This window comes from Roseinatronobacter monicus (assembly GCF_006716865.1).
Classification (GTDB): domain Bacteria; phylum Pseudomonadota; class Alphaproteobacteria; order Rhodobacterales; family Rhodobacteraceae; genus Roseinatronobacter; species Roseinatronobacter monicus.
Genome location: NZ_VFPT01000001.1, coordinates 1,056,705 through 1,075,481, shown reverse-complemented (window position 1 = coordinate 1,075,481; position 18,777 = coordinate 1,056,705). Strand labels below are relative to the sequence as shown.

General features: G+C 52.7%; 19 protein-coding genes and 1 pseudogene. 11 read left to right on the top strand and 9 right to left on the bottom strand.

Going from position 1 to position 18,777, the window contains the following annotated elements; genetic code table 11:
* Nucleotides 1-153 precede the first annotated feature (153 nt).
* Nucleotides 154-1,410: an ISL3 family transposase gene (locus BD293_RS04935; RefSeq protein ID WP_142079999.1), complete on the top strand. Its 1,257-nt coding sequence runs from the start codon at nucleotides 154-156 to the stop codon at nucleotides 1,408-1,410.
* On the opposite strand, the gene BD293_RS04930 is transcribed toward BD293_RS04935, so the two are convergent.
* The 3 genes from BD293_RS04930 to BD293_RS04920 form a co-directional block, all read right to left on the bottom strand.
* Nucleotides 1,377-2,183, bottom strand: a complete 807-nt coding sequence (locus BD293_RS04930; RefSeq protein WP_142080128.1) for a hypothetical protein — start codon at nucleotides 2,181-2,183, stop codon at nucleotides 1,377-1,379. The genes BD293_RS04935 and BD293_RS04930 overlap by 34 nt on opposite strands.
* A 267-nt stretch (nucleotides 2,184-2,450) precedes the next feature.
* Nucleotides 2,451-2,642 carry a hypothetical protein gene (locus tag BD293_RS04925; RefSeq protein ID WP_142080127.1) on the bottom strand — a complete coding sequence of 64 codons (192 nt, stop codon included), beginning with the start codon at nucleotides 2,640-2,642 and terminating at the stop codon, nucleotides 2,451-2,453.
* Between the two features lie 39 nt (nucleotides 2,643-2,681).
* The gene (locus BD293_RS04920; RefSeq protein WP_142080126.1) at nucleotides 2,682-3,218 is read right to left on the bottom strand and encodes a hypothetical protein; all 537 of its coding nucleotides are present in this window, start codon (nucleotides 3,216-3,218) and stop codon (nucleotides 2,682-2,684) included.
* 254 nt (nucleotides 3,219-3,472) lie between these two features.
* Between BD293_RS04920 and BD293_RS04915 the strand changes: the two genes are divergently transcribed.
* From BD293_RS04915 to BD293_RS04900, 4 genes are all read left to right on the top strand, one after another.
* Nucleotides 3,473-4,426, top strand: a complete 954-nt coding sequence (locus BD293_RS04915; protein ID WP_170207062.1) for an anti-phage phospholipase — start codon at nucleotides 3,473-3,475, stop codon at nucleotides 4,424-4,426.
* Nucleotides 4,426-5,316 carry an anti-phage nucleotidyltransferase gene (locus tag BD293_RS04910; protein ID WP_211840995.1) on the top strand — a complete coding sequence of 297 codons (891 nt, stop codon included), beginning with the start codon at nucleotides 4,426-4,428 and terminating at the stop codon, nucleotides 5,314-5,316. The genes BD293_RS04915 and BD293_RS04910 overlap by 1 nt, the downstream gene beginning before the upstream one ends.
* Before the next feature lie 653 nt (nucleotides 5,317-5,969).
* Entirely contained in the window at nucleotides 5,970-6,230 is a 261-nt protein-coding gene (locus BD293_RS04905) for a hypothetical protein (protein WP_142080125.1), read from the top strand.
* Between the two features lie 23 nt (nucleotides 6,231-6,253).
* Nucleotides 6,254-7,510 (top strand): tyrosine-type recombinase/integrase, encoded by a 1,257-nt coding sequence (locus BD293_RS04900; RefSeq protein WP_246086217.1) that lies wholly within the window; start codon nucleotides 6,254-6,256, stop codon nucleotides 7,508-7,510.
* A gap of 92 nt (nucleotides 7,511-7,602) precedes the next feature.
* Here BD293_RS04900 and BD293_RS04895 read toward each other — a convergent pair whose 3' ends face one another.
* Together BD293_RS04895 and BD293_RS04890 are read right to left on the bottom strand one after the other, a co-directional pair.
* Nucleotides 7,603-9,165, bottom strand: a complete 1,563-nt coding sequence (locus tag BD293_RS04895) for an AAA family ATPase (protein WP_142080124.1) — start codon at nucleotides 9,163-9,165, stop codon at nucleotides 7,603-7,605.
* A gap of 278 nt (nucleotides 9,166-9,443) precedes the next feature.
* The gene (locus BD293_RS04890) at nucleotides 9,444-10,010 is read right to left on the bottom strand and encodes a tyrosine-type recombinase/integrase (RefSeq protein WP_142080123.1); all 567 of its coding nucleotides are present in this window, start codon (nucleotides 10,008-10,010) and stop codon (nucleotides 9,444-9,446) included.
* Nucleotides 10,011-10,261: 251 nt separating this feature from the next.
* Between BD293_RS04890 and BD293_RS04885 the strand changes: the two genes are divergently transcribed.
* Nucleotides 10,262-10,576 carry an H-NS histone family protein gene (locus BD293_RS04885; protein ID WP_246086216.1) on the top strand — a complete coding sequence of 105 codons (315 nt, stop codon included), beginning with the start codon at nucleotides 10,262-10,264 and terminating at the stop codon, nucleotides 10,574-10,576.
* A gap of 115 nt (nucleotides 10,577-10,691) precedes the next feature.
* Here BD293_RS04885 and BD293_RS04880 read toward each other — a convergent pair whose 3' ends face one another.
* A complete protein-coding gene (locus tag BD293_RS04880; RefSeq protein WP_170207061.1) occupies nucleotides 10,692-11,423 on the bottom strand; it encodes a COG3904 family protein in 732 nt (243 codons plus the stop codon).
* Between the two features lie 234 nt (nucleotides 11,424-11,657).
* Here BD293_RS04880 and BD293_RS04875 point away from each other — a divergent pair, with 234 nt between their 5' ends.
* The 4 genes from BD293_RS04875 (at nucleotide 11,658) to BD293_RS04860 (ending at nucleotide 15,492) form a co-directional block, all read left to right on the top strand.
* On the top strand, nucleotides 11,658-12,254 hold the full coding sequence (locus BD293_RS04875; protein WP_246086215.1) for a helix-turn-helix domain-containing protein: 597 nt from the start codon (nucleotides 11,658-11,660) through the stop codon (nucleotides 12,252-12,254).
* A 136-nt stretch (nucleotides 12,255-12,390) separates the two neighbouring features.
* Entirely contained in the window at nucleotides 12,391-13,920 is a 1,530-nt protein-coding gene (gene istA / locus BD293_RS04870) for an IS21 family transposase (RefSeq protein ID WP_142079314.1), read from the top strand.
* A gap of 10 nt (nucleotides 13,921-13,930) precedes the next feature.
* Nucleotides 13,931-14,689 carry an IS21-like element helper ATPase IstB gene (istB, locus tag BD293_RS04865; RefSeq protein ID WP_142079313.1) on the top strand — a complete coding sequence of 253 codons (759 nt, stop codon included), beginning with the start codon at nucleotides 13,931-13,933 and terminating at the stop codon, nucleotides 14,687-14,689.
* A 59-nt stretch (nucleotides 14,690-14,748) separates the two neighbouring features.
* Complete coding sequence (locus tag BD293_RS04860; protein ID WP_281286616.1) at nucleotides 14,749-15,492, top strand: ISL3 family transposase; 744 nt, start codon at nucleotides 14,749-14,751, stop codon at nucleotides 15,490-15,492.
* Nucleotides 15,493-15,818: 326 nt separating this feature from the next.
* Here BD293_RS04860 and BD293_RS04855 read toward each other — a convergent pair whose 3' ends face one another.
* The 3 genes from BD293_RS04855 to BD293_RS04845 form a co-directional block, all read right to left on the bottom strand.
* Entirely contained in the window at nucleotides 15,819-17,075 is a 1,257-nt protein-coding gene (locus tag BD293_RS04855) for an ISL3 family transposase (protein WP_142079999.1), read from the bottom strand.
* Nucleotides 17,076-17,417: 342 nt separating this feature from the next.
* The gene (locus BD293_RS04850) at nucleotides 17,418-17,657 is read right to left on the bottom strand and encodes a CDGSH iron-sulfur domain-containing protein (RefSeq protein ID WP_142080120.1); all 240 of its coding nucleotides are present in this window, start codon (nucleotides 17,655-17,657) and stop codon (nucleotides 17,418-17,420) included.
* Between the two features lie 66 nt (nucleotides 17,658-17,723).
* Nucleotides 17,724-17,975 carry a hypothetical protein gene (locus BD293_RS04845; protein WP_142080119.1) on the bottom strand — a complete coding sequence of 84 codons (252 nt, stop codon included), beginning with the start codon at nucleotides 17,973-17,975 and terminating at the stop codon, nucleotides 17,724-17,726.
* 129 nt (nucleotides 17,976-18,104) lie between these two features.
* On the opposite strand from BD293_RS04845, the pseudogene BD293_RS04840 reads away from it, so the two are divergent.
* Nucleotides 18,105-18,521, top strand: a pseudogene (locus BD293_RS04840) (IS110 family transposase); the annotation flags it as partial.
* Nucleotides 18,522-18,777 lie beyond the last annotated feature (256 nt).

Here is an 18,777-nt window from a genome sequence, read left to right as displayed (position 1 = left end):
GAATCTTCTACCAGATATTGTGGTCACAACATAAGGCGCGTCTGTCGCGGAGACCTCAAATATCGCAGCGTCAGACGCGCCGAGCCTGTTGAGCTGCGGCAGTTTTTTTGGATAGGGTGAAGCTTCCTGAAACCAGCGGATGAGGAGGTATTCATGGGTCCCGAGACAAGTTTGTTCACGACAGCTCTTGGCCTGCAGGCTCCGTGGAGTGTCACGGACGTACGTTTTGACGCCAAACTCAAAGAGATCCACTTTGACGTCCGCTTCAAGGCGGGAAGTCGATTTGCTTGTCCCTCCTGTGGCGCGCCCGATCAGCCCGTCCATGACACGCGATCCAGGATCTGGGAACACCTGCGTTTTTTCGAGCACAAGGCTTTCATCCATGCCGATGTGCCACGTGTTGCTTGCAGCCAATGTAGCAAGACCGGACAGGTTCCGGTCCCCTGGGCGCGCAGTGGCAGCGGTTTCAGTCAGTTGTTTGAAGCCTTTGTGATTGCGCTGGTGCGACAGATGCCGGTGAAGGCTGTTGCTGATATGCTTGATGTTGGTGACGATCGCCTCTGGCGGGTTCTTGACCATTACGTGTCGTCAGCGCGAGATCGCGAAGACTTCAGCGCCGTGACCGCCCTTGGGATTGACGAGACAGCTGCGCGCCGCGGGCATAATTACATCACCCTATTTCACGACCTTCTGGCCGGCAGGCTTCTCTTTGCCTGTGAAGGACGTGATGCAAAGACTGTGGCGGCTTTCGGTGAAGATCTGCGCGCCCATGGCGGTGATCCCGATGCCATCTCCGCTGCCTGTATCGATATGAGTAGGGCCTACATTTCTGGCGTCGCAAAGCATCTGCCGAACGCGGATGTTACCTTCGACCCATTCCATGTCATCCAACTGGCCAATGTGGCGCTTGAAGAGGTTCGCCGCGCCGAAGTACGCAGCAGACCTGAGTTGAAACACAGCCGCTGGATGTGGCTCAAGGACAAGAAGAGATGGACGAAGCGGCAGATCACACAGCATCATGATCTATCTCGGATGCACCTGAAAACAGGACGCGCGTTTCGCTTGAAAGAGGCTTTGCGCGACATCTTTGCTGAAGCCGAGTCCAAGGCAGAGGCCGAAGAACGGCTTACCGCCTGGTTTCAATGGGCGCGCCGCAGCAGGCTGCCAGCATTCAAGAAACTCGCTCTGACACTCAAGGCGCACTGGGATGGTATACTTAACGGTTTTGACAGCGATCTGAGCAACGGCGCTGTCGAAGCCATCAACGGCCTCATTCAGGCCGCAAAGGCTCGGGCGCGCGGGTATCGCAAAACCCGCAACCTCATCAACATGTCATACCTCATCGCAGGCAATCTCACCCACTTACCAGCGTCACCCTACCGCACAACATCTTGTGCCACAGGCAAATGAACGGAAACCAAGCCACCCACACAAACCGCGAAATAGCCTAAAAAAAGAACTCCACTCACGTTGGCTGCTATAATACTACCCACAACTGAGACGTGTTCAGTATTTACGGTTTGAAACTTGGAAGCTCTTGCGTGGAATATTGATTGACCAGCAAAGTAAAAGAAAGACGATGCGATGATAGAAGAGCAAGTTATTGCGTAAACAACCCAACGGTCTTCAGATACTCCCGATGGCTTTTGGGGAAGGAATATAAAGGGTGGTGGGAATAATAGGTGTTTTGGACGGAAGAATAGGGGGTACAAGAGAGCCGGTGTAAACATCAATGCGATCAATGTTTTAACAATAAAATAGACTCCATGAAGATTTTCAATTGCAAATATTGCAAAAAATAATAGGCCAATAATAAGGCTAAAGGCATGCGTTTTCTTGCGCAAGAGCCTTGTGATGTATATTTGTGAGATTCGTGATTTTTTAAAATCTCTGTAAATCATGTTTATTAAGTAAGGGACTAAATTCGTGCTTCTGATTATTCCATAAATTAGATAAAATACAATCCTTCCAGATAATATGGACAATGCCAATTTAGTGGTTACCTCAAGTAAAACAACGCTTGTGCTCCAAGCGCCCATAATGATGATATGAGAAAATGGAGTACGAGAAAAAAAGCCGATAAAGAAAAGAGAGTATGCTGCCAAAATTGAGGTTATACCCACAAGAATTTGAACTGACCTTGGGTATCTTTCTAATACGCACACAAGCCTTGCGATATTCATATTCAGCTCACTCCATTCCCGAAATCTCGAGCGCTGATCAAGTCAGTCTGGTGCGTTATCATCAGCTTTCTTGCCAGACTGTTTTAATATAACGATGTGCGTTACGTTCTCCCAGAATGCATTTAGCCACGAGATAAATTCTAGACGAAACGCAGCGGGAGACAAATTCGCGCCGGGTCACTTATGATAACTGTGCCGACCTCACTCGACAACCCCGCCATACTTTACACGCGCTTGCGCCAGCCTTTCCCGTGCGTGTTCTGGCTTCTACTGCCAAGCGCGCATGATCTGATCGGCGCAGCCCATGGCATAAGCGCCAAGACGTTCTTGCGACACACCATTGAGGCCCGCGCGCGAAATCAAACAACCCGCGATCTGCTTCATGAGCATTTCATCGCGTTGCGCGCGCACCATTTCAGCAATGACTGCCCGGTCAGCCGCGCGCGGAGCGTCACTCATGACAAAAGTGGGAAAATGTCATGAGTGCCCTCCCCTGCCCTATCCAGCAGCGTCCTCAGCAAGCACAGCGTTCATGGTTGCAACGTCGGGGAACAAGTACTCGCGCAGCTTATAGGCATCCAAGAAACCGTCGCGGGCGATCCAGCCTTCCAGCGTTTCCGCTTCTTCTACAATCAACGCTGCCAGCACATCGTATTGTGCTTTTCCAAGTGGGCGCGGTGACAGCGCGTGCAGCAGGGGTTTCAGCGCCCTGCCCTTCTCAGTTCCAAACCTAGCGGCTAACAATGTGTCGTCGGCAAGCAGCAGCAAGTTATGGCGCAGCATTTCAGCATCTGTGACGTCCGCCGGTTCCAGCGCAGACAGCACTCCCCACCACACCTGCCTGCGTGCCAAACTCGATTTCAAAAGATGTATTCCGGCCTCCTCTGGGAAAACCAACTCGGCAAGCGTGCGCAGTTCACCTGCAGCCATATATGACGCTTCCACCCCCCTACGCCAATCTGGTGCCGCCCGACATATCTGATCCATGCTCTTCGCAGTGTTAGAAATTCGCGTTACAATCTGTTCAATGTTCACCAAGCGCCCTCATTCTCTCGCCACCTATCTGAAAAACATGCTACGCTGAGCGCGCCAACCCGTGACTTGGCTAGTCGTGACAGCATTCAAAATTGGTGTTGTTACCATACACCGAAATACTATCACACTATTCTTGTAACGAACTGCGGCCTTCCACGGCAATATGGCGAAAACGCCACGTCCAGGTGGGTCTACATCTTGCACTCGGCGGCTTTTTGCCTACATTGGGTTGTATCCAAAGAGGTGAGGGTCAGGTGCCAGAGGCAAATATCGAGCAGTTCTTTCGACCTGATCAGTGTCGAATCCTCAGCTTGGACGGGGGTGGAGCTAAAGGGTTCTATACCCTCGGAGTGCTACGGGAGGTCGAAGGGCTTGTCGGCAAGCCACTCTGTGAAGTCTTCGACTTGATATTCGGCACGAGCACCGGGTCGATAATCGCTGCGCTCCTTGCGCAAGGGAAGACTGTCGAAGAAATCCACACGCTGTACTGTGAGCACGTCCCTCCTATCATGCAGGCTAAGCGACCGCACGAGAAGTCCAAAGCGCTTGCTGCAACCGGCAAGGCGGTGTTCGGTGACGCTCGTTTCGACGGCTTGAAGACCGGTGTCGGGCTTGTGGCTACGAAGTGGCAACTAGAAACGCCAATGATCTTCAAGAACAGTGTCGGCCAAGCGCATGGAAGGGTTGGGACGTTCACGCCAGGGTTTGGCTGCACCATTGCTGACGCTGTACAGGCGTCCTGCTCTGCATACCCGTTCTTTGACCGGAAGGTGGTCAAAACAGCAAACGGAGACAGTATCGAGCTCATCGACGGTGGGTACTGCGCAAACAACCCCACACTCTACGCCATCGCTGATGCCATTGGCCCGATGGAGTACGCTCCCACGGACCTCAGAGTGCTAAGCGTCGGTGTTGGAAACTATCCATCGCCTGCACCCGGTCTTAAGATGTGGTTCGCCAAGAAGTACCTAGTCAGCGTCCAACTGCTCCAGAAGACACTTGAGATTAACACTACCTCTATGGATGTGCTGCGGCGGATAATGTTCAAGCAAGTGCCTACTGTTCGGGTAAATGAGACTTTTGAGAAGCCTGAAATGGCAACCGACATGTTTGAGCACAACATGGACAAATTGAATTTGCTGCGGCAGCGGGGTTCGGAGTCCTATGCAAAACTTGAAGCAGATATAAAAAAGCTGATGGGGGCTTAATGGCTATTTCTGAAGCGCAACTTGAAACGTGGTCACACCCTGGAGCGCAAGAGCAATCTAAGAACACATATGCGACAATTAAAGCAGTACTAGAAGACGCCAATTCACCATATAGAGCTCAGAAATTCGACTCTTTTCTTCAAGGCTCATATGGAAATAGCACGAATATCCGAGTGGATAGTGACGTTGATATTGCGTTGAGGCTTTCCTCAATCAATTACTATGACCTTTCAAGCCTCGACGACGCTGAAAAGGCTCGGTTTCATCAAAACCTAACCCCCGGTAGCTATAGCCACAAAAAATTCAAGGAAGAAGTGCTCGAATGGCTCACTACGAAGTTTGGAAATGGGGTGAAGCCGGGCAAGAAAGCTATCTTCATTCCCGGTAACGGGTCACGTCGCGACGCTGATGTTTTGGTGTGCACCCGGCATCTACGGTATACTTCGTACTCTGCTGAAACTGGCCCTGCTTACAGGGACGGGATTTGCTTTTGGACCTATGATGGCGACAAAATCGTTAACTATCCAAAGCAGCATTTAGCAAATTGCACATCTAAGAACCAAGCTACATCCACGCGCTTCAAGTCCAATGTCAGGGTCTTCAAAAACTGGCGCAATCGAATGATTGAGGCAGGCTATCTTGAGGATGGTGTCGCACCTTCCTACTTCATTGAAGGTATGTTGTGGAACGTCCCAAATCAGAATTTTGTCTCGTCTTACCAGCAAACCTACCTCAATTGTCACGCTTGGCTTAAGGCTTGTGATATCTCGAAACTTTTTTGCGCAAATGGATACCACTTCTTGCTGCGCGATGGGACAAAAGTCTGCTGGAACGAAAAGGACTTCAACAAGTTTCGGGCAGCGATGGTCAAGTACTGGAACGATAGCTAAGCCGCGCTTCTGACACACCATTGAGGCCAGCGCGCGAAATCAGGCACCCTGCGATCTGTTTCATAAGCATTTCGTCACGTTGCACGTGTACCATTTCAACGATGAGCGATTGGTCAACCATGCTGCTGAGATCGTCCATATCACCGGCTGTTCCACGCAAATACATTTCTTTTCGAGTTTACAATTGCGCGGTAACCTATTGAGAAAGCGGGGTCTTTTGGGAGCGATATTTGAATATTTATTGTTTAGAATCAATTAGATGGGGCGGATTGCAAATCCGTGTACATGAGTTCGATTCTCATACTCGCCTCCAATAAAATCAAACACTTAAAAGATTTTTAGACCCCAAAATCTCCCTACACACTTGATACACACTCTGCACACTGTGCGCGGACATTTTGATGCGCGAATCGCTGTGTTGAACACTGTGTTGGCAACAGTGTGTTTGGACCAGTGTGTTTGGGATACCGTGGGGACATTGTGTTTGAAGACACTGTGGAAACACTGTCGCTGGCGTTTTCTCGCAAGACACGCGTCCCAAAGACAACAACAAGCGCAGCCTAAACAAAAGCTTGATCCAAAAACGTAGTCGCGGCAGCATAAAGCACGGCATACCACGCCAGCTGAACCATAAGGTTTGCGGAGGTGAACAGATGCGTCGCAAAACAGCAATCACGAACCCAAAAGAAGCGCATGGGTCACTGTCTTTAAAAGAAGCGCGAATGTTGGAGCCGCACATCGACAAACTCCAAAAACTGGCAGATGGGCAATGGCACAGGTTCTCCACCGAAACCGAAGACCCTGACAAAGCCACTGAAATGGCCATGAAGTCCTTCTATTCGTCAGAAGATCGGCTCAAGAACAAGCTACCCCAAAGCACAAAGACTAAATCACAGTCATTAAGCGCTATCTGATCCCGTTCTTTGGCAAATACGATGTGGCCAATATCGACACAAAGGCGCTGATTGAGTTCGGCAAATGGCGCACAGAACAGCTTGGGCGCAAGGCTCATCACAGCACCATAAACACGCATAACACAGCGCTGAACCGTGTGCTGGACGAGGCTGAGCAGCGCGGCTGGATCACCCATGCTATTCGGCCCAAGCCTATCAACGACGGCCTCAAAACAGAAAGTCGTGGCAGCTTCACGCTGGAAGAGTATGAGGTGATCTACAAGGGGCTGCGCAAATGGCCCGCAGCCACTGATCACAGCAAGACAGCGGCCACACGCGAAGTTCTGCGCGACTATGTGCTGATCTTGGCAAATACAGGCATACGGCATGGCACAGAAGCTGAGAACCTGCGCTGGAAGCACATACATCTGTTCGAGGAAGGTGGGCTGACCTTTTTGGAGATGTCCGTGTCGGGTAAAACTGGGCAGCGTGACCTGATCTGTCGTGCCAGCACCATCAACTATCTCAAGCGCATCCAGAGCCGTTGTCCCGACATTGCTGACATGACCTTTGAAGACTTGATTCGTGCACAGCTGGACCTGCCTGTGTTTCGATTGCCGGATGGCACTGTCAGCAAAAATCTGCGTCAGACCTTCAAGTTTCTGATGAAACACACAGAGTTGCTGAAATGCCCGCGCACTGGGCAGGACCGCACCCTGTATAGCTTGCGCCACACTTATGCGACTTTTGCTTTGTTGAATGACGGGCTGGATATTCACACGCTGGCCGTTCAGATGGGCACTTCAATTGGCATGATTGAACGCCACTACAGCCATTTGACGCCACGGCTGCGCAAGGAAGTGCTGACAGGCAAGCGATATGAGCTGTCGCCGGAAGAGTATCGGCGCTCGCAAGGCATCAAGGGCATGGCGCTGGCAGCGTCTGAAGTGAACACAGCAGTGAGAGCAGATGACGAGATTGACGAACAGTTGCCCAACGAACCAGAAGCTGACGCCGAAAGCATTGAGACTGATGCGGGCGATGGTGGGGCCGAGGCAGATGTGATTGACCCGGCTTCGCACATTTCAAAAACGAAGGTAGTTATGCCTCCAAAAACCGCAGCTGAGCGCGCATTTGATCTATTTGACGCAGGCAAGATCACAGAAACTGCACTGTTGGCTGCATTGGGCGTAGGGCGTGAGGGCTATGCACCAAGCGAAGCGCTGGCTCACCGCGCGTTAGATGGTGTTGAGCAGGGTCGGCTAAGCGAAACTGCACTGACGCGGGTGTTAGGGACATAATGAACATAAGGACTTCTCGCATGTTCCAAGCTGCATACCCACATCACCTGAAAGCGGCCTATCCAGAAAAGAAAACTTCACGTTAAATTAGTCTATCCTTTAGCTTCGCTGAAATGTGTTGCAGTATTCATTAGGAACTCTTTCAGAGAGTCAAAGTGGAGTGCAAATTCAGCCGATGCCTTAAACGCCGAGTAGCAGTTATTCCTCGCGTCCGCTTTGTCTACGGCAAGATCCATATCCACCATTTTCTGAAAGAAAGCGTGGTGGTTGTCAGCACCAAGAAACGCCTGAAGCTCGGCATTGGGGTACGAAGCGAGGTAAGCCTGTGCCAGCGCGACCTCAGGAGCAGTGTATGGCTTCAAGAAGTGTACGAACTTGTCTGCGTCCCCCAATTCTTTAAAGCCAGGTTTATTGTGATGATCTCCATCAAACACCGCACAGTACCCAATCTTGTTTCTAAGCTGGTTGAAAAAAAACTTATGACGCTCGTAATCTGTTTTAACCATGTTGGCTGGCCCAGATCGAATTACCTCGAACAGCCGTCTAAAGTTTTTATGTTCTTTTGAGATCTCTGTTGCAACCATTGTGATCAAATATTCGGCGAGGTCATCCTCGCAGAAAAGCCGTACCAACGGATGACCAATAGAATCCATCTTGGAAAGTGCAGCTTGCGGAGCTATACCTGAAATTGTGCGATAAAGACCATTGTGGTGCTCAATAAACTTCCGTGATTTTGCTGGGGTTGCATCAATGATAGTGGATGAGTGACTGGTCATAATGAATTGCTTTTTCTGCTCCCATGCGATTTGGCATATTACCTTTACAAGTTTTCGCTGCACAGCTGGGTGGAAACCTGCCTCAATTTCATCGATAAGAATCAAGCTTCCATCAGGGGCATCCAAAATATCACGCAGCAAGTTAATCAGTGCCTCCTCCCCAGACGCAGCTCCATAGCTTGAGTAGCTGTGCGCAGAAGATTTGATAAGATAGCAGCGCTTGTTTACGTGGCCGCCAACCTCCGAGATTTCAAAATTATTATTATATGGCAGGTCAAGGACGTAGCAAAACGACTTGACCAGATCGTCACTCATTTTCGTGAGAGGAGCGCTCCCAGATTTTCGTAAAAGCGAAGCGGAGAAACTTCTAGCCGGCAGAAGCCTATCCAGATCAATCAGCCTTACTTCTCGGTCATTAATTTTAGCGTTTCGGCGAGCTTCTTTAGATTTCTTCCCAAGGCCGCTCCATGACTTGCTGCTAGCTAGCCTCTTCCCTTCTCCATTAAGCGATTTGTTCGCAATGCGCCATTTCATGCTGTATGTGTAGTCGTTCTTCTCGGTTTCGTGCTTTGTAAAGGTTAGCACGTCTTTCCATGCGTGTTCTCGCCAAGTAGGTTCGGGCTTGCTTGCATCTAAGCGCATGAACTTTTCGTGACTGCAAGCAAGCAAGAGGAGTATACTGGTTTTACCGATTTTGTTCGTGCCAGCGAGTACAGTCACTGGATGATCGAATGCAAGGATTATGTCGGTTAAATGCCGGAATCGGTGAACCTTCAACTCAAGAGCAAAATGCTTAAAGCTATTGCTCATGTTGTCGAATGTGGCGACGTCATAAGCGGCAAGCTTCGCAATTTTTTTGTCGATATTGGTGAAGTCCACAGATTCTCCGCATTTAGCTCCGAGTGCTGGCCGATGCACACTATGTTGATACGTGGATTGCGTCAACGTGCAGTTGAGGGTTGTCTGAAAATCTAGAAGTGTGCCCAGCTTTCAAACAAGACCGAGTAATCTGCGCCATCGCCGTTGGCTGATTATCAGGTTTTCTCATGTCTTTGTCTTCGGGAAAAGCTGAGCTGTAACTCACGCGAATGAGGGCGATTGACCCTTGTAGTCTAGGTTGGCGTACCTTCAACGAATGACTCGTACCGCCCCTTGCCTCACAGCAACTCGACTGCTGACGCCAGCTGCTCTGCGTTCACATCGATGTATCGCTGGGTGGTCGAGATGTGAGAATGCCCTGCGAGAGCTGCCAGCAAACGCACGCCAACCCCCTTGTTGGCTAAGCGCGTGATGTATGTTCTGCGCCCAGAGTGGCTTGACGCGTCTTTCAGCCCAACTGCTTTGTAGATGTCGAGGAACAACTGGCACATAGTGTTGGCTGAGAACGCTCCGCCCTTTTGGCTGACAAACAGTGGACGCTGCGGATCGCTAAGCTTGATGGTGTCCCCATATTCGCCCAACGACTTTCGCAAGCGCTGGCTCACATACACCGTCCTGCGCTGCCCACCCTTGCTCTGTGCTGCTGACAAGATGAACTGCTCGCGCACAGCGCCTGCGTCATCAAACACATCGCCCACGGTAAGCGCGGCAATTTCCTTGGCGCGCAGTCCAGCATAGAAGCTGACCATGACGATTGTTTGATCACGGGTTGGATGACGACGACTGCGGCAGTAGTGTATAACACGACGCAGCTGAGCTTCGTTCAATGTCTGTGCTTGGCGCATGGTTTATCCCCTAAAAACATAATCATTTGCTTTATTTGAGTATAAAGTCTGAGGTTTTGGTTGGTCGACCGAAATCATATCCTACCCAATCATTATAATTTTCAATGACTTAGGCGAAAATCTCATAGAATGTATGTTGTATGAGGTTTTGCGCTGTGCTGTTCAGCTTGTGCTTGAGCCCAGCTAAACTGCCCGCTTGCCAATACGCTGCGCTAATGGTTTATGTGCGCGGATCAAAAAAGGACAGCACAATGGACTTAAATAGCCTCAGCCTCGATGAACTTAAGAAACTGCAGAAAGATGTGGATCGTGCCATCAAAAGCTTTGAAGCACGACAGCTGGCAGCGGCACGAGCTAAATTAGAAGCGCATGCCAAAGAATTGGGTGTGACGCTGAAGCAGGTGATGGATGATACTGGTGCGAAAAAAGTTCGAGCGCCAGTGCCAGTGAAATACCGCAACCCAAATAATCCCGAAGAGACTTGGTCAGGTCGCGGTCGCAAGCCACGTTGGCTCACAGTTGCGATGACCAGCGTGGGCGCAAAAATGGAAGACTTTGCTGTGTGACCTGCTATCGAAGGAGGCTGCTGGGTGTGCTATGCGGGACGAAGTGAACTTTCGTCCCGCAGGCCCATAAGACTGCTTTGAAGAGGTCTGCCTGCTGAAGCACCCAGTCAAAGACTTACCAACCGCAGATCCTCTGAACAAAAGTAGACACACCAGGTGAGCAAAGTTCCCGAACATCAGGTTTGAACATATCACTTGGTCCAGCAGAAAGCATCCAAGGTATAACAACCTGCGGATCTACGCCCATCTCCACCATATATTTAGAGGTAAGATCGTAAATCGGATCATCGGCCGAAAGTGGGATTCCGTCACCAGCGTAAATTTGATGGAAACCAAGTCGATGAGGGGAAGCCCAAAGGATCCGCTCTTTCCCTCCCATGAAAACCAATGGGCAAGCAGAAAAACAATTCCCGTGGAGCGTCGTAGTTAAGCCCCGGCGCCTAATTTCATATCCCGCCAAGAGTGCGTCACGAACGCTTCCACCAGCGCTTCCCAAGCCTATTTCTTCAATTGTGGGTGCAGCATCTAGTCGGCTTTTAAATTTCTCGAAAAAGCCCGCATCTATGTCACCATAAACGACAAGAGTTCGACCCTTGATTTCAAACGTGGCATTCGATTGAGAGCTCTCCAAAAACAAATTTACCGAAATCCCCTGCTCCCCAACACATTCGAGATTCCATACGTTTACACGTTCATTTGAGTTCATCTCGACAGAAGCACGAGCAGCCGCGACCCAGTTGTCAAGCGTCAGAGAAAAGACCAGTAGATCAAACGCGTCAATGGAGCTGTCAAGTGGAGGATATTCAAAGGTTTCGATGTGCTGAATTTCCTCAGCAAGCCCCAACATGCGTCCCAATATGGCACATCTATGCGTAGCAAACTTTAGGTCCCTTCGCGATTTGTGTGGGTTGCTGGTGGGCGGCGGATTGAATCTTCTACCAGATATTGTGGTCACAACATAAGGCGCGTCTGTCGCGGAGACCTCAAATATCGCAGCGTCAGACGCGCCGAGCCTGTTGAGCTGCGGCAGTTTTTTTGGATAGGGTGAAGCTTCCTGAAACCAGCGGATGAGGAGGTATTCATGGGTCCCGAGACAAGTTTGTTCACGACAGCTCTTGGCCTGCAGGCTCCGTGGAGTGTCACGGACGTACGTTTTGACGCCAAACTCAAAGAGATCCACTTTGACGTCCGCTTCAAGGCGGGAAGTCGATTTGCTTGTCCCTCCTGTGGCGCGCCCGATCAGCCCGTCCATGACACGCGATCCAGGATCTGGGAACACCTGCGTTTTTTCGAGCACAAGGCTTTCATCCATGCCGATGTGCCACGTGTTGCTTGCAGCCAATGTAGCAAGACCGGACAGGTTCCGGTCCCCTGGGCGCGCAGTGGCAGCGGTTTCAGTCAGTTGTTTGAAGCCTTTGTGATTGCGCTGGTGCGACAGATGCCGGTGAAGGCTGTTGCTGATATGCTTGATGTTGGTGACGATCGCCTCTGGCGGGTTCTTGACCATTACGTGTCGTCAGCGCGAGATCGCGAAGACTTCAGCGCCGTGACCGCCCTTGGGATTGACGAGACAGCTGCGCGCCGCGGGCATAATTACATCACCCTATTTCACGACCTTCTGGCCGGCAGGCTTCTCTTTGCCTGTGAAGTGCGTATTCCGGGGTCATCCGGCCAGTGATTCCGAAAGTATCCGGCCACCCATTCCGATTTTATCCGGCCACTGATTCCGGAGCATCCGGCCACCCTGTGATGTGATGCTGCGAGGCAATCTGTAACTGGCTACCGTCTGGCTTTTTAGTCTGGAAGGAAGCCCGATGAAGAGATTGCCAATGCGGAAGATACGAGATGTTTTGCGGCTATCAGCCGAGGGTCTTTCGACCCGTAAAATTGGTGTCAGCCTGACGATTGGGCGGACAACGGTTAAGGCCTATCTGGATCGCGCTGCCGAGGTTGATCTGAGCTGGCCGCTACCACCAGAGATGTCTGACACCGACCTTGAGCGCCTGATTTACCCACGCACGGCGCGTGATATTGCGAACCGCGCGACCGAGCCTAACTGGCCCTGCATTCACCGCGAGTTGCGCCGCAAGGGCGTGACGTTGATGCTGTTGTGGGAAGAATATCGCGCTGATCATCCTGATGGGTATGGATACTCCCGGTTTTGCGAACTTTACACACGCTGGGAAGGCAAGCTGTCGCCGGTGATGCGACAGCGCCATCCTGCAGGTGAGCGCCTGTTCGTCGATTATGCCGGCCATACGATCGATGTGATTGACCCCGAGACCGGGGAGGTGCGCACGGCACAGGTGTTTGTCGCTGTTCTGGGGGCATCGAACTATACATTTGTCGAGGCGACCTGGACGCAATCCCTACCGGATTGGATCGCAAGCCATGTCCGCGCTTTGGATTTCTTCGGTGGTGTGACCGCCCAGATCGTCTCGGACAATTTGAAGGCAGGGGTCACCAAGGCGTGCTTTTACGACCCCGTAATCAACCGGACTTACGCAGATATGGCCGCGCATTACGACACGGCCGTTGTCCCGGCGAGGCCATATAAGCCCAAAGATAAGGCGAAGGCAGAGGGTGGGGTATTGCTGGCTGAACGCTGGATACTGGCACGGCTGCGCAACCGCCAGTTCTTCAGCCTTGCTGAGTTGAACGCGGCCATCAAGCCGTTGCTTGACAGGCTCAACGACAAGGTCTCTCGCCATCTGGGTGCCAGCCGCAGACAGCTTTTTGAACAGCTGGACAAACCCGCCCTGAAGTCGCTGCCGGTAGCATCGTATGTTTATGCTGAATGGAAGAAGTGCCGCGCCGGGTTCGATTACCACGTCGCGATCGACAAGCATTATTACTCCGTGCCCTATCAGCTGCTGAAGAAAGAGCTGTGGGCGCGGATCACAGGCCGCACCATCGAAGTCTTCCATCTCGGGCAGCGTGTCGCCTCTCATGTCAGGACGTCCAGCAACGGGAAGCACTCTACGCTGCGCGATCACATGCCAGCGCACCACCAATTCCGCGATGACTGGACGCCAGAGCGTATCAAAGCACGTGCGGCTCGCGTTGGGCCAAACGTGGCCATCTTCGTTGAGGTCGTGATGCGCGAGCGCAAGCACCCGGAACAGGGCTATCGCACCTGCCTTGGGGTGATCCGGCTGGCCGACAAGTTTGGCCGCGACCGACTTGATGCGGCCTGTCGCCGTGCGCTCGAAATCAACGCCAGATCCTATTCGTCACTCCTGTCCATTCTCAAGAATGGGCTTGAGAGCAGGCCCCGCACCCGCGCCACGGACGAGCCTGCCATCACCCACCCCAATATCCGTGGCGCCGATTACTTCCATTGAAAGGAACACAATGCTCGACCATCCAACCCTTCATCACCTTAAAGCCCTCAGGCTGGACGGCATGGCCGAAGCCTTTGCCGAACTGCAGATGCAAGATGCAACTGCCGATCTCGGCCATGCTGAATGGCTTGGCTTGCTCGTTGACCGTGAGGTCGCAAGCCGAGAAACAAAGAGGTTTGAGGCTCGCATGCGGACTGCCAGGCTGCGCCATGTTGGCGCCAGCCCAGAAGATGTTGATTACCGCGCACGCCGTGGCCTCGACAAAGCGCTGTTCCAAAGCCTGCTCACAGGCAGATGGATCACCGACAAGCGTAATCTGATCATCACGGGCCCCTGTGGCGTCGGCAAGACCTGGCTTGGCTGCGCACTGGCCCAGGCAGCCTGTCGTGACGGCGTGACTGTGGTCTACAAACGGATGCCGCGCCTCTTCGAGGAATTGGAGCTGTCCCATGGTGACGGACGCTTCCCCCGCTTGTTCCGCAGCATCACGAAGGCGCAATTGCTGATCTTGGACGACTGGGGACCGGACAGGCTGACATCACCGCAACGCCGCGATCTCATGGAGATCGTCGAAGAGCGTTACGGGCGCGGCTCAACGATGATCACAAGCCAATTACCCATCAAAGCCTGGCATGACGTCATCGGCGAACCCACATTCGCCGATGCCATCCTCGATCGCATCGTTCACAACGCCTACCGTCTCGAACTCGAGGGCCAATCCATGCGCAAGACCATCACCAAAATGGGTGACGAAACCCCTCAGGACTGATAACCAAAACACGCTGCCTCACGGCAACGCGTCACAGGTGGCCGGATACCCCGGAACAGGTGGCCGGATGTTGTCGGAATGGGTGGCCGGATCCGCCGGAATACGCCTGTGAAGGACGTGATGCAAAGACTGTGGCGGCTTTCGGTGAAGATCTGCGCGCCCATGGCGGTGATCCCGATGCCATCTCCGCTGCCTGTATCGATATGAGTAGGGCCTACATTTCTGGCGTCGCAAAGCATCTGCCGAACGCGGATGTTACCTTCGACCCATTCCATGTCATCCAACTGGCCAATGTGGCGCTTGAAGAGGTTCGCCGCGCCGAAGTACGCAGCAGACCTGAGTTGAAACACAGCCGCTGGATGTGGCTCAAGGACAAGAAGAGATGGACGAAGCGGCAGATCACACAGCATCATGATCTATCTCGGATGCACCTGAAAACAGGACGCGCGTTTCGCTTGAAAGAGGCTTTGCGCGACATCTTTGCTGAAGCCGAGTCCAAGGCAGAGGCCGAAGAACGGCTTACCGCCTGGTTTCAATGGGCGCGCCGCAGCAGGCTGCCAGCATTCAAGAAACTCGCTCTGACACTCAAGGCGCACTGGGATGGTATACTTAACGGTTTTGACAGCGATCTGAGCAACGGCGCTGTCGAAGCCATCAACGGCCTCATTCAGGCCGCAAAGGCTCGGGCGCGCGGGTATCGCAAAACCCGCAACCTCATCAACATGTCATACCTCATCGCAGGCAATCTCACCCACTTACCAGCGTCACCCTACCGCACAACATCTTGTGCCACAGGCAAATGAACGGAAACCAAGCCACCCACACAAACCGCGAAATAGCCAAACTTTATGCTATCATTGGCAGGGCCAACCCATGTGGATCCTAGTATTTGAAATGCATGATCGGAGTATTTCCGCGCCGATTCCTCGACAAGAACAATCGCATCCTCCCAGTTAACTTCTTGCGCCCGAGCACCATTTGAGAATAAGGGTGCTAGAAAAATTACTATTGAAAGGGCTATGTAGTTTTGCATGTGCTTTCCTTTACTCGACAACCATTGAAATGATGTGGCGACAAATGCAATCATTTGAGGCTATTTCGCGGTTTGTGTGGGTGGCTTGGTTTCCGTTCATTTGCCTGTGGCACAAGATGTTGTGCGGTAGGGTGACGCTGGTAAGTGGGTGAGATTGCCTGCGATGAGGTATGACATGTTGATGAGGTTGCGGGTTTTGCGATACCCGCGCGCCCGAGCCTTTGCGGCCTGAATGAGGCCGTTGATGGCTTCGACAGCGCCGTTGCTCAGATCGCTGTCAAAACCGTTAAGTATACCATCCCAGTGCGCCTTGAGTGTCAGAGCGAGTTTCTTGAATGCTGGCAGCCTGCTGCGGCGCGCCCATTGAAACCAGGCGGTAAGCCGTTCTTCGGCCTCTGCCTTGGACTCGGCTTCAGCAAAGATGTCGCGCAAAGCCTCTTTCAAGCGAAACGCGCGTCCTGTTTTCAGGTGCATCCGAGATAGATCATGATGCTGTGTGATCTGCCGCTTCGTCCATCTCTTCTTGTCCTTGAGCCACATCCAGCGGCTGTGTTTCAACTCAGGTCTGCTGCGTACTTCGGCGCGGCGAACCTCTTCAAGCGCCACATTGGCCAGTTGGATGACATGGAATGGGTCGAAGGTAACATCCGCGTTCGGCAGATGCTTTGCGACGCCAGAAATGTAGGCCCTACTCATATCGATACAGGCAGCGGAGATGGCATCGGGATCACCGCCATGGGCGCGCAGATCTTCACCGAAAGCCGCCACAGTCTTTGCATCACGTCCTTCACAGGCAAAGAGAAGCCTGCCGGCCAGAAGGTCGTGAAATAGGGTGATGTAATTATGCCCGCGGCGCGCAGCTGTCTCGTCAATCCCAAGGGCGGTCACGGCGCTGAAGTCTTCGCGATCTCGCGCTGACGACACGTAATGGTCAAGAACCCGCCAGAGGCGATCGTCACCAACATCAAGCATATCAGCAACAGCCTTCACCGGCATCTGTCGCACCAGCGCAATCACAAAGGCTTCAAACAACTGACTGAAACCGCTGCCACTGCGCGCCCAGGGGACCGGAACCTGTCCGGTCTTGCTACATTGGCTGCAAGCAACACGTGGCACATCGGCATGGATGAAAGCCTTGTGCTCGAAAAAACGCAGGTGTTCCCAGATCCTGGATCGCGTGTCATGGACGGGCTGATCGGGCGCGCCACAGGAGGGACAAGCAAATCGACTTCCCGCCTTGAAGCGGACGTCAAAGTGGATCTCTTTGAGTTTGGCGTCAAAACGTACGTCCGTGACACTCCACGGAGCCTGCAGGCCAAGAGCTGTCGTGAACAAACTTGTCTCGGGACCCATGAATACCTCCTCATCCGCTGGTTTCAGGAAGCTTCACCCTATCCAAAAAAACTGCCGCAGCTCAACAGGCTCGGCGCGTCTGACGCTGCGATATTTGAGGTCTCCGCGACAGACGCGCCTTATGTTGTGACCACAATATCTGGTAGAAGATTCAATCCGCCGCCCACCAGCAACCCACACAAATCGCGAAGGGACCTCATTTGAGGCGCTTTAGTTCTTTGCTTGTGCAAGGTTCGTGACGAAAGCAAGGACATACGTTCATCGACAGCGCAGCATCCTGCGCTTTGGGCACGAATCGTCGGCGCGGGCAGCGGGGAAACTATCGACCAAGCTTGCAGGTGCTCACAGCTTGTTATGCGCACCATCACATAGCGGCGCTTTGCTGCTGTGCTTACAGCCACAGAAGAATACCCTCTTGCTGGCATCTGCCGTGTACTTCACCGGCGCAATGCTTGTGTCTTTGTGACTGCCATCGCAGAACGGTTGCTTGCTGCTTTTGCCACACGCGCACCAGAAGTAAGATTTGCCCTCTTCTACTTCCACGGGATAGGGCGACTTCTGGGCGATGATAGGTGCGGTCATGAGCTTGTAATCCTTAGTTGTTTCCTAGCTCGATATAACCCGAACCGCTGCAGAGTGAAGGTCGAGCTACTGTATCTGGATGGGTGTCAGCTGATTGTCCATGTCCAACTTGAGTGCGCTGCGCCAGAGTGGCGTTTTAAAGATGTGGTGCACATGCTTGCCATCAGCAGTTTCTTCGCGTTGCTGTATAAAAAGCCCTGCCCATTCCAGCGGCTTGAGCACATAGGCTGAGAACGCCGCCATTTCGCGCCAGCCTGCGTTGTCCCAATCGGCATCATCGCCATAGAACACTTCATACAGGCGGCGGTCGGATCGCAATAAGCTAGGTCGATAGGGACCGTCTTTGAGTTTGGTCGACCGCCGTCTTCACCAAGGGCCTGAACGGATACGCGTGTTTGCGGCACGCATGACAAGCATAGGACACGGCGAAGATGACTGAATATACCAATGAAGGATAGCATGTTTATTGGACTGGATGTCCACAAAGCGACAATTTCCGCAGCTGTTGCCAATGGCGAGCGCGGAGGAGAAGTGCGAGACTGGGGCAAGCTGCCCAATCGACCGGATCGTGTCCGCAAGCTTGCGGAGCAACTGGCGGCCAAAGGGCAGCAACTGTATTTCTGCTACGAGGCCGGCCCCTGTGGCTATGGCCTTTACCGTCAACTTGTCGATCTTGGGCACGACTGTATAGTTGTCGCGCCGTCGCTCATTCCGGTGAAATCGGGCGACCGTGTGAAGACAGATCGACGTGATGCACGCATGCTTGCCAAATTGCATCGTGCCAGCGAATTGACAGCGGTCTGGGTTCCGGACGTCGAACATGAAGCGATGCGTGACCTGATCCGCGCACGCGCCACGGCGGTTCGTATCGGCATTCGGGATAATGAAGCGAACATCGCACAGCGCATAATGCAGGATTTCGGGCAAGCTGTCGCGCAGATGGCCCCAGGTCGAGACGCCCCATTTGTCCTTGAGATGCGCCTTTCCTGCCCGAACTTCTACCCGCCAGACGGCACTCTGCGCACGGTGCTTCATGTCCAGCGGTGGCAAACTCTGCGCGGCCAAAGCGTCATTCCAGCTAGGCACCCAATACTCTTTTCGTTTTTTGAGGCCAGGTATC